The organism is Alkalihalophilus marmarensis DSM 21297, from assembly GCF_000474275.2.
Taxonomy (GTDB): Bacteria; Bacillota; Bacilli; order Bacillales; family Bacillaceae_D; genus Alkalihalophilus; species Alkalihalophilus marmarensis.
Genome location: NZ_ATAE01000025.1, coordinates 39932 through 49624 on the forward strand (window position 1 = coordinate 39932; position 9693 = coordinate 49624).

9 protein-coding genes and 1 tRNA gene are annotated in these 9693 nt (G+C 40.1%); 2 read left to right on the plus strand and 8 right to left on the minus strand.

What is annotated here, in order from left to right; translation table 11 throughout:
• Nucleotides 1–55: 55 nt before the first annotated feature.
• The 6 genes from phnC to selB form a co-directional block, all read right to left on the minus strand.
• Nucleotides 56–790, minus strand: coding sequence for a phosphonate ABC transporter ATP-binding protein (gene phnC / locus A33I_RS08625; RefSeq protein ID WP_022628069.1), 735 nt, complete (start codon nt 788–790; stop codon nt 56–58).
• Nucleotides 791–802: 12 nt separating this feature from the next.
• Nucleotides 803–1564, minus strand: a complete 762-nt coding sequence (gene phnE / locus A33I_RS08630; protein WP_022628070.1) for a phosphonate ABC transporter, permease protein PhnE — start codon at nt 1562–1564, stop codon at nt 803–805.
• Nucleotides 1565–1575: 11 nt separating this feature from the next.
• Nucleotides 1576–2511, minus strand: coding sequence for a phosphate/phosphite/phosphonate ABC transporter substrate-binding protein (gene phnD, locus A33I_RS08635; RefSeq protein ID WP_022628071.1), 936 nt, complete (start codon nt 2509–2511; stop codon nt 1576–1578).
• A gap of 133 nt (nt 2512–2644) precedes the next feature.
• Entirely contained in the window at nt 2645–2974 is a 330-nt protein-coding gene (locus A33I_RS08640) for a hypothetical protein (RefSeq protein ID WP_022628072.1), read from the minus strand.
• 25 nt (nt 2975–2999) lie between these two features.
• Nucleotides 3000–4010 (minus strand): glycosyltransferase, encoded by a 1011-nt coding sequence (locus A33I_RS08645; RefSeq protein ID WP_022628073.1) that lies wholly within the window; start codon nt 4008–4010, stop codon nt 3000–3002.
• Entirely contained in the window at nt 4007–5959 is a 1953-nt protein-coding gene (gene selB, locus A33I_RS08650) for a selenocysteine-specific translation elongation factor (protein WP_235806179.1), read from the minus strand. Before selB ends, A33I_RS08645 begins: the two co-directional genes overlap by 4 nt.
• Nucleotides 5960–6418: 459 nt before the next feature.
• On the opposite strand from selB, the gene A33I_RS20570 reads away from it, so the two are divergent.
• Nucleotides 6419–6515 (plus strand) — tRNA-Sec (locus A33I_RS20570).
• A gap of 75 nt (nt 6516–6590) precedes the next feature.
• On the opposite strand, the gene A33I_RS08655 is transcribed toward A33I_RS20570, so the two are convergent.
• Nucleotides 6591–7709, minus strand: a complete 1119-nt coding sequence (locus A33I_RS08655; RefSeq protein ID WP_022628075.1) for a PQQ-dependent sugar dehydrogenase — start codon at nt 7707–7709, stop codon at nt 6591–6593.
• A gap of 153 nt (nt 7710–7862) precedes the next feature.
• Here A33I_RS08655 and A33I_RS08660 point away from each other — a divergent pair, with 153 nt between their 5' ends.
• Nucleotides 7863–8957, plus strand: coding sequence for a metallophosphoesterase (locus A33I_RS08660; RefSeq protein WP_022628076.1), 1095 nt, complete (start codon nt 7863–7865; stop codon nt 8955–8957).
• A gap of 112 nt (nt 8958–9069) precedes the next feature.
• Here A33I_RS08660 and A33I_RS08665 read toward each other — a convergent pair whose 3' ends face one another.
• Nucleotides 9070–9492, minus strand: coding sequence for a hypothetical protein (locus A33I_RS08665; RefSeq protein WP_022628077.1), 423 nt, complete (start codon nt 9490–9492; stop codon nt 9070–9072).
• Nucleotides 9493–9693 lie beyond the last annotated feature (201 nt).

Here is a 9693-nt window from a genome sequence, read left to right on the forward strand (position 1 = left end):
GAAAACCAAAAAACCATAAAAAAACGATTCAGCTTTTAAGAAAGCTGAATCGTTTTTATTTATAAATCTTAGCAAACACATCATTCGTAAGCGCTTCGGGCTTGTTATCAAAAATTAACGTTCCCTCTTTAAAGCCGATAATTCGTGTAGCATACTTTTTGGCAAGCTCAACATCATGCACGTTAATGATGGTCAACAGACCTCTCTCATCATGAATTTGCTTTAGCAAGTTAAAAATCCGCTCAGAAGTCGTAGGATCTAGACTGGCTACCGGCTCATCTCCTAAAATGATACTAGGCTTTTGCATCAGGGCCCTTGCAATACCTACACGCTGCTTCTGCCCTCCGCTTAGGGCCTCGACACGCTTATCCCTAAAACGATCCAGCTCAACTTCTCTTAATGCTTGATCAGCCTGTGCTTTTTCAGAAGCATTGAAGAGTCCTAGCAGGTTTTTATAAGCAGGACGCCCCCCAAATGAGCCAGTTAATGTATTTTGATATACAGACATCCGAGGAATAAGATTAAAATGCTGAAAAATCATGACCATTTCTGCCCGAATTTCACGCATTTCTTTTTCACGAAGACCAACGAGCTCTCTCCCATCAAAACGTATCGACCCTGAAGTAGGTCGAATAAGCCGGTTAATACACCGAATAAAGGTCGACTTACCTGCTCCGCTTCGTCCTAGAATACAAATAAATTCTCCCTTATTCATCGTAAGGCTTATTTGATCTAATGCGTTATCCTTCGCTTTTGGATACCTGACTGTTAAATTTGAGATCTCTAGCATAAGGTTTCTCTCCTAAATGACTCTAGCTCTGATTCGCCCGCCAATAACATCAACGAATATGACTAGTATCATAATACAAATGATGTCTAGGGCAACGGCTGTATAATAAAAGCTTTGAAAGTGATTAAATAATTGCTGCCCGATTCCGCCGCCTCCAATAAAACCTAAAATAAGCGACGTTCTGATCGCCACTTCAAAACGATAAAAATAATGAGATAAGATATTCGGCCAAATCTGCGGAATGATCGAAAAAAGATGCCCTACCCATCTAGTTGCGCCAACAGATTTCATCGCTTCTTGAGGTCCGTCATCTGCTGCTTCAATTAATTCAGAAATCAGTTTGCCAAGCACCCCGATATTATGCAAAATGATGGCAAGTACAGCTGCAAAAGGACCAAGACCAAATGCAGTAACAAAAATTAAACCGAATACTATCTCAGGAATGGACCGCAGGCCGCTTAAGAACGATCTGACAGAGCCATATATGACGCTAGAGCCGCTCGTATTTCTAGCTGCTAAAAAACTTAATGGCACTGCTACGATTAGTGCAAAAAAAGTCCCTAAAAATGCCATAGCAAGCGTAACTAAGCTTTCCCTTGCCATGCGAGGGAACAGTGACCACTCCACTGGAAAGAAGCGATTGCTTATCATTTCAAAAATATTCGGGATTTGAGCTAATTTTCTCCACTCAAATCCCGTCATATTCATACTCCACCAAGTTGCTGCTATAATCAGCAGCAAATAAAAGAGGTATCTACGTCTGAACCAGACCATTCATTAAACTCCTATTCTTCTAGCTTAAGCATGTCAAATTCACGAGCAGCCTCAAGTACATCAGCATATTGAGTGTCATCAGCCTCTACAAATGAAGATGCACCGCCAAAAATACGTAAAATTTCCTCATCAGTAACATCATAAAATGCTGCTCGAATGTCTTCAATTTCTTCTTCTGTCATCTCACTTGGAACGACCCAAGGGTACTGATATAACTTATCTGACTGCCAGATCACTTTAATATCCTCACGCAATGTTCCGCCATTCGCCTCATCGTCTTTCATTAATGCTTCTAAAATTGCACTGTCAACGGCTCCTGCTTGTACCGACTGATCTTGAACAAGAGTTGTTACAATGTCATGCGAACCTGCAAATTGCACTTGAGTAAAATCATTATTCAAATCATCTTCATAATGACCGCGATTACGTAATTCAAGGCCTGGAATTAGATGACCGGATGTCGAAGAGTTGCTCGCAAAGGCAAAATTAACTTCTTCACGGTCGGCAAGCATATCTTCAAGAGTTTCCCATTCTGAATCAGAATGTGTAATGATATAGGAATAGTAATAAGGTTCCCCGTCAATTTCTTGAGTAATGATTGCCTGTGCTCCGCTTTGTTCGTGGGCAATTAAATACGTTAAAGGTCCAAGAAATGCAAGGTCAATGTGATTGTAATTTAATGCTTCAACAACCGCATTATAATTCGGATATTGATTCACTTCTACTTCACGGCCGAGCGCATCCGTTAAATGTGATTCTAAATTAGAAAGTCCTGTTTCCATTTCGCCTGTAGACTGCGACGGAATAACCGCCACTTCAAACACTTCATCAGAAGATTCACCGCCAGTAGATGTATCCGCCTCATCAGTAGATGGTGCCGGAGCATCTCCTCCTCCGCAAGCAGTAAGGGTAAGAGCTAGTCCAATTGATAAAAGCCATTTTTTCATACGATCTCTCTCCATTCATCAGCATCAATTATGTTCTATTTCTACTTTTTTACATGAAATGAATCTACCACTTTCACAGGCCACTTGTAAAGCAATGTCCTTTTGTGAAAGGGTAGATTCACTTTTTAGTACACTATTCTCGCCTCAACTGTCTTCTAGACAAGATAAAGAAAGGCAGAGGGATTAGTATCCAAGCAATGTTCTTCAATAATTGATTCATCGCCTGAGTACGCTGCATCTCCATTTGTTCTTCTTTTTGTTCAAGATAAATCGCGCGAATTTCTTCTTCTGTTTTATCAAAATCAGGCATCGATTCTTGATTCATCTTAAAATCTTGAAATGAGTAATAATACGGAGACGGCACCACTAAGTCAGATACATTCATGGCCATCGCCACACCTCCGCCAATCATCATCACGAGGGTTACAAACATCACTGCATAATAATAGATGGTCCGAACCATACATACTCCCCCTTCATTCAATTGATTACTTGTCTAAACAATGATTGAATACATTCACATAAGCTTTTATTTCAGCATCAAATTGATGATGATGACTCACGTATTGAAAAGCCTTTTCTGCGATTTCCTGTTGTTGCTTCGGGTTATTTATTAAGGATTCCACCTTCATAATAAAATGCTCTGGTGAATCGAAAGTAAACCCATTTTCTCCATCTATGACCACACTGCAATTGCCGGGATTCCTCCTTGCCGCTACGACTCGTTTTGAATACATCGCTTCAAGTAATGCTGTTGGCTGACCTTCTGAAATCGAAGTGTTGATCACGATATCCGCTTGCTTAAATATATGAGCCATTGCCTCTAAAGATACTTCCCCAATATACGTAAACCATTCCACTTCATCTTCTTTCATTTCTACTTGTTTAATAAGACCATGCTCAAGAGCTGCACCGACAAATACCACTTTCATTTCTGGATACCGTTCAGATAAGGAAGTAAATGCCTCCCATAAATAAAAGATATCCTTAACCTTTCTCAATCCTGCAGGTAATAAAATCACAGGATTTCCTTTAGGCAAAAGAATAGATTCATCAGTCTCTGTTGGCAGCCATATACTTTGCGGAATCACATGAGTCCGGTCGCTCAGTTCCGGATAGGAGGCTAATACTTTTTCTTTCCCATCATCCGTAAATACAGTAACAGCACATGAGTCTTCAGCTACATTCCCCATCAAAAGCAATGCATTTGGATCAGCTAAGTCTTCGTTAATATCCGTCCCTCCTGATGTAAGGACATATGGCTTGTTGAGGCTAACATCATGCTTATTCTTCCAGTTGGCAAACCTTCGTAAATGTAGAATATGGTAAAGATCCATTTCATCAAAAATTTCCTGCCAACGATCATTCCACGTCATTTCCTCATAAGCGAAAACAACTACTTCTATATCCATTAGACGCAGTCCGTGCACGATACGTTTCGCAGTAGTCGCATTTCCTCTGTTTTGTTTAAAGTAAGGAGTAAAAAACAACACTCTCACGATTGTCTCACCCACTGCTCTACGTGTTCAGTGATCCACACTCTTTTTTGGTCATCCCGTTTTGTGAGCTTTAGAGAATCTAGTTTTTCTAAAAAAGGAACAAGATATTTTCGTGAAAGTTCAGTATGATCTTTTGCTTCCTGTAATGTAAAACTCTCATTCGTGCGCTCCCATAAGTCTTTTACCATCATTTTAAATGGCTCATAATGAACAACTAATTTTTCATCTAAACGGTACACGAGCTCTTCTTGTTCAAAATAGTGAATAAGCTCCGTTCTTAAATTCTCAGGCAGCTGCTGAGCGTCTAGATGCTCGATAAGAGGCGAAACTTTAAACCCTTCTTTTCGAAGAGCGCCTAACACATGTTCAACCCTTTTCTCCCACTTCTTCGGAGGGTGCGGGTGATGAGAGACAAGAGCAATGCTTGGACCAATTCGGCGGACTGAACCATTCTCAATTTCATTTTCTATTACAGATTCAAATAAAACGTTCGGGAATGCTGACTTATTTGCTTGAATCAATTCTGCTTTTGCCATCCCTTTTCTCATTGGATGGTCGTTATGATATGTCGTTAGATCTTGTATAACTGTTCTCGCAGCAAGGGCTGACACTTCTTTTGAGGTGACCATTGAATTGCTCAATGGTATAAATTCTTTTCCTTTAATTGCTGCTTCTACTGTTTCTGCTTGTAATCCGGTATGTGAAATTATCTCATCGATTGACAATGCTTTTTCTACTGATAAGAGATTCGTGATTAATTCTTCAGACGTCCCTTCACGCTTTTTAGCAAGCATCTGAACAGTAGCCTGTCCAAATTTATACGTCTGGCCATGCCCACCAATGACTTCTCCGCCGCCGATCGTCTCCATTGGAGTAGGACGTCTTAAAATAAATCGGTCTCCACGTCTTGTAACAACAGGCTCATCTAAGCGCAGCTGGCAAAGGATCTCGTCTTGCTCCGCCTTTAACTCATTGCGATCAAAAAAGATAATTTTTCCATATACTTCTGATGTACCAATATGTAATTTTATCGATTGACGCTGTTTGATTACATGGTTTAATTCACTGACTGTTTTTAAAGCAATATCGATCGTTTGTGTTGCTTCATATCGCCCTGGGGCAACGATCACATCGCCTCTTTTTAGCGAGGCTTTTTCAATGCCTCCTAAATTAACAGCTACCCGCTGCCCGGCGTGTCCCTTCTCTCTAGGCTGATGATGGACTTGAAGTTGCCTGGCTCGCACTAATTTCCCCTGCGGCAGTACCTCAACCATCTCGCCCTCCTGCAGCATCCCTTCATAGACCGTTCCTCTCACAACCGTACCTTGTCCGTGAACGGTAAACACTTGATCAATTGGCAGTCTAAATGCACCACCTGCATTACGCTCGTCTAGGTCAGACAATTGCTCGATTAACCCTGCTTTCAATTCTTCTAATCCTACCTCTTCTATGCTGTCCACGGAAAATACAGGCTGACTCTCAAGAAACGTTCCTCTGATTGAATCTTCTATATCCATTATTGCTAGTTCTAGCATTTCAGAGTCTACTTTATTAATTTTGGTCAACACAACCACACCTCGCTTGATCCCAAGCAAAGTCAGAATATCTAAATGCTCGCGGGTTTGCGGCATGACCCCTTCATCCGCCGCGATCACAAGCATCACCATATCTATCCCTGCCACCCCGGCAATCATTTGCCGAATAAAACGTTCATGACCAGGAACATCAATGATCGATACTTCCATATCTTCATTTAAAGTGAGCGGCGCATAACCTAGCTCTATGGAGATTTTTCGTTCCTGCTCTTCTTTTAAACGGTCTGTATAGACATTTGTTAATGCTTTGGTCAGAGATGTTTTCCCGTGATCAATATGACCGGCCATTCCAATCGTAAAATGTTTTTTCACACAAGCCACTTCCTTCTCTCCGTATGTACGTTGTATTATCATACTACACGCCACACAGCTGTTAAAAGTGATTTACTAAAATGTTAAGGGGACGTAAAGAAGCCATCTGAGTGGAAGTCTTGTCTGGTTACTATTTGGTTAGTAATCATAAAATAATTATATTAAAGACAAACAGGGAGTAGTGTGACATCCCGCTCCTGAACGATACTTCGCTTTCCGCGGGGCGGGTGGTGAGCTTCCTCGGTGTTTCACACCTGTGGGATCTCACCTACCCACTCGTCCCGCTGGAGTCTTCGTATCGTCCATCCGCTGAGGTAGAGCGTAATTTGTTATGTGATTATAGGGAATTTCAACCAAAAGATTCCTAAGGATTACACACTATTAAATCTCTACTCAACTTACTTTTATCCCTTACACATCTAATTTACATTTCACTTGATTAAAATAAGTAATTCATGCATAATAGAGATCGTTCAAATTTAATAGTTATATATACTTCTTGGGGCTGGCTGCGACACTGGTGTTCGTCACGGTCTTCAAAACCGCTCGAGAGGCGCGTGCCGTCTCTGGTAGGTTCGATTCCTACACAGTCCCGCCAAATTTCACATATTCTTTTTATATAAATCAGCCCCTGGATCGTTTGATCACAGGGGCATTCATTTTATTAGCGACTCTATTCACTTCTAATCAATTCTGTTAAAGAGACTTTATACAGTTTATCATCATTCTCTTTTGGATTGCCGCGTCCATCTGTATTATTGCTGATGAAATATAATGTATCATCCTCAATCAGCACATCTCGTATCCTGCCATAATCAGTAATGACTTTTCGTTGCTCTCCTGTTTCAAGATCAAATTCGATCACGCCTTCTCCTCGAAGGGCTGCAACATACAGCTTTCCATTCGCATAATCCATACCTGATGGTGCCCATGTGTCTGTACCTCCTGAAGTGAATAAAGGTGTGATCATTCCTTCTTCTTTCTCTGTTCCTTGTATAATTGGCCAGCCATAATTTTGTCGGCCTTCAATTTCATTTATTTCATCATTGGCACTGCTGCCATGTTCACTGGAGTAAAGCTTCCCTGTAGATGACCATGTTAGTCCTTGAGGGTTGCGGTGTCCATAGCTGTAGATGTAGGAGTCAGGCAGTGGATTATCTTCTGGAATCGATCCATCTAGATTCATCCTTAATATGCTTCCGCCTAATGAGTTAAGGTCCTGTGCTAGATCTGGGGCAGAGGCATCACCTGCTGTTGCGTAAAGCGTTTCATCTGGTACGATTTTTAACCGTCCTCCGTGATGATAGGTACCGCTTGGGATCTGATCCAAAAGCAAGCTCTCTTCCCTCCAACTGTCGTCCTCCAATCGCAGAGTGACAATTCGATTGAATTGTCCGGCATTGTCTTCATAGGTGTAGTAAGCAAATGCTAGATTCGAATCAGAAAAATCTGGTGCCAGCACTAACCCCAAAAGTCCCGCCTCTGCTGCCGTTGCAATATTTTTTTCTAGCTGTACATCTTGCCGTGTCATTTCTCCATTTTCTACTTTTATAATAGAGCCCGGTCTTTCTGTTAAGTAAAAAGTATCGTCTGCTTTTTCAATTGACCATGGAATCTCGAGGTTTTCTGCTATGACTTCTATCCCAGCTGCATGCTCCTCCTCAGAGTGATTAGAATCTTCATTTATATCAGGCTGCTCCGCTGTAGAGTCTTCTTGTTCATTACTAAAGCACCCTACACTAGAACACCCTACTATCAGCAGGAATATACATACAGCTATAAGTCTTTTCATCTAGCACCTCTTCCTTTCTACTACCTATTTTTATTAGAATACCCTGCCAGAACGGAAACTTAAACTAAAAGGAAGGACTTCTAGCATGAGTTAATGTAAGACTAATGATATGATAGATGGCATATATAAAACTTAATGTAGGAGTACTGCTTCATGACAATCATGCTTTTTATTTTCTTTCTATTGATTTATTTTTCCCTTACTTTTTATGTAGCCTATAACGGCTGGATTTGGCTGAAGAAATCCTTTGGTTTCGGTTTTAAACGAACCTATTTCCTCGTCGTCTTCTTTATTTCTATTTCCTATTTTTTAGCGCAGTTTTATTCTATTTCAGGTCTTTTATGGGTTGGATACATTTGGCTTGTTGTGTTTGGCTATAGTCTGCTTCTATTTCCGCTATTGAATATCCTTTTCTTCGTTTTGAAGAAAAAAAGGCTGGATACGAGAAAACGAATAAAATGGGCCGGGTTTATTGTCTCTTTATTTTATTTGTTTGTTTTTATATATGGCTCCTATAACATGTGGAATCCAGTTGTTGTTTCATATGATATTGAAGTTGCTAAAGAATCCGAACTGGATGAGATTAAGCTGCTCTTAGTGTCTGATATCCATATCAGCGAAACAATTGGCCCTAAAACGATGACAGAGCTAATCAACCTCTCAAACGAGGTCGAGCCGGATGTTATTTTACTAGCTGGTGATATTATTGATAGTAGTATAGAGCCCTATTATTCACATAACCTAGGTGAAATTATGGCAGGATTAACGGCTCCGCTGGGAGTATATGCTGTTTTAGGCAACCATGAATATTACGGAGATGACATTCCTGCTTTTATTAAGGAAATGAATGAAATTGATATTGAGGTGTTAGTCGATGAGGCTGCACTTATTGATGACCTTTTTTATGTCATTGGACGCAAGGATTACTCAGACTTTAACCGATTACCAATTGACGAGCTTACTAAAGACGCGCATCACGACAAGCCAATTCTTTTAATTGATCATCAACCAAGAGAATTTGATAAAGTAGGTGCCGCTGGAGTCGATGTGATGGTATCTGGTCACACCCATAAAGGCCAGTTATTCCCTGGAAATCTAATTACAAACGCGATTTATGAAAACCATTATGGCCACCTGCAATTAGACGATCTCCACACCATTGTTTCATCTGGCTATGGTATATGGGGACCGCCGTTTCGTATCGGGAGCAGAGCAGAATTGGTTGAGATCAATGTTGAATTTAATTAAATTTAATTAAATTTAACTAGTTCAAGTATTTTTTAAAACGAACATTTTTCATTAAAGAAAGCCACTGCAGACTAACATTAAGCAGTGGCTTTCCTTATTTTAAGACGCTTCTTTAAAGTCCCTTAAGAAGCATTTTATCGAGCTCGCGAACTTTGTCATAAGCATCTATCAATTCTTCAGGTACTAACGTTCTCCCGTATTCCCAAGCATTTGTTTCAATTTGCGCTTTCAATTGTTCAATTTCTTCTTCGTCTCCATAAATAAATGTTCTTAGGTCATACTTTGTCTTTTTATAATCCACATAATAGCCGAGTTCATGATAAATGATGACCTTAAGAAGATTTTCTTTTGACTCTTTTATCCTGACTTTACTTAAGTACCCGTTAATTTCAAGATAGTTAAACTTTAATGTCGTAGTAGAAATATTAAAGCTCATCGGCGAGGTGAGCTCATTGTTAAATTCATAGTTGATTTGTAAATTATGTTCCTCTACGATCTCTTTGATCGCTTTTTCAATATCCCATATGTAAAGCATTTCATACACTTTCCTTTCCTCGATCGTACCTATTATTCCTTACTCTACCATGATCTCACACGGTTCACATAGAGAAAGTCCATTTTTTTATTACTGGCAGGCAAAAGCCCTTCACATCCATTATGATATGCTCCCCATAAGGTAGACAGATTAAAAAATAAAAATCTGGCTACTTTAAGGGGAGTATTTTTAATGTCTAAA

Coding starts and splice junctions, on each gene's coding strand:
- phnC (WP_022628069.1), bottom strand. CDS start 790: ATGCTAGAGATCTCAAATTTAACAGTCAGGTATCCAAAAGCGAAGGAT.
- phnE (WP_022628070.1), bottom strand. CDS start 1,564: ATGGTCTGGTTCAGACGTAGATACCTCTTTTATTTGCTGCTGATTATA.
- phnD (WP_022628071.1), bottom strand. CDS start 2,511: ATGAAAAAATGGCTTTTATCAATTGGACTAGCTCTTACCCTTACTGCT.
- A33I_RS08640 (WP_022628072.1), bottom strand. CDS start 2,974: ATGGTTCGGACCATCTATTATTATGCAGTGATGTTTGTAACCCTCGTG.
- selB (WP_235806179.1), bottom strand. CDS start 5,959: ATGATAATACAACGTACATACGGAGAGAAGGAAGTGGCTTGTGTGAAA.
- A33I_RS08655 (WP_022628075.1), bottom strand. CDS start 7,709: ATGAAAAGACTTATAGCTGTATGTATATTCCTGCTGATAGTAGGGTGT.
- A33I_RS08660 (WP_022628076.1), top strand. CDS start 7,863: ATGACAATCATGCTTTTTATTTTCTTTCTATTGATTTATTTTTCCCTT.
- A33I_RS08665 (WP_022628077.1), bottom strand. CDS start 9,492: ATGCTTTACATATGGGATATTGAAAAAGCGATCAAAGAGATCGTAGAG.